Below are 993 nucleotides of genomic sequence, written 5' to 3'. Positions count from 1 at the left end.
ATGACCCATACCACCTCGCCCTCCGTTCAGCGCCGGTACTCCCTGGCCACGGTCTGCCGTGTCTGGGGCGTGTCGTGGGCGACCCTCTATCGTCAGCGCGGGGCCACGGCGGCCAACGAGACGCGCCCTCCAAGCCGGCGCGGTCCGCGCGGCGCCGCCACCGATGCCGACCTGCTGGATGCGATCCGGGAGGTGATCGAGGCATCGCCCTTCACGGGGGAAGGCTATCGCAAGGTCTGGGCGCGGCTGCGCCTGAGCGGCCTCCGGACGGCGGCGCGGCGGGTGCGGCGGATCATGAAGGAGCACGGGCTGCTCGCCCCGCACCGGCCAGCGCCACGGGCGGCGCATCCCCACGACGGGACGATCGTGACCGAGCGGGTGGATCAGGTCTGGGGAACCGACATGACGGAGACGATCACCACGACCGAGGGCCGCGCGTTCGGCATCTCTCTCGGACGGATCGCGTTCGATGCCTCACTCTTCGTCGCCGTCGATCACTGCTCCGGCGAGTTCGTCGGCACTCATGCCGCGTCGGGGGCCAGTCGGTGGGAGGCGCTGGAGCCGGTCAGGCAAGGCGTTGAGAAACACTTCGACGGGCTCGACGCGGGCGCCGCGGCGGGCCTCACCCTGCGCCACGACCACGGCTCGAACTACATGTCGATCGACTTCCAGCGCGAGATCAGGTTCCTCGGCGTCACCAGCTCGCCCGCCTTCGTCCGCCAGCCCGAGGGCAATGGCGTGGCCGAGCGCGCGATCCGGACGCTGAAGGAGCAGCTCCTCTGGGTCAGGCACTTCGCCACGGTCGAGGAGCTTCGTCTCGCGCTCGCCGAGTTCGCCGCCCTCTACAATGCGACCTGGTTGCGAGAGCGGCATGGACACAAGACGCCCGATCAGATCCGGGCCGCGCAACTCGGCCTTGAAACCGAAGCCGCCACGGTCAAACTGGCGGCGTAACCGGCGCAAAGCGCTGTCTCGAATCCGTGCCCCGGTACA

Annotated in this window: 1 protein-coding gene; it reads left to right on the top strand. The window is 69.7% G+C overall.

The genetic code is table 11. From position 1 onward, the window contains the following. Positions 1-954 (top strand): IS3 family transposase (locus tag FJM51_RS23465; protein ID WP_140456502.1); only part of this gene is annotated, 954 nt, incomplete at its 5' end. Positions 955-993: the final 39 nt, after the last annotated feature.

The sequence above is a fragment of the Amaricoccus solimangrovi genome (genome assembly GCF_006385685.1).
In the GTDB taxonomy this organism is placed as follows: domain Bacteria; phylum Pseudomonadota; class Alphaproteobacteria; order Rhodobacterales; family Rhodobacteraceae; genus Amaricoccus; species Amaricoccus solimangrovi.
This window is presented reverse-complemented; position numbering and strand designations above follow the sequence as displayed.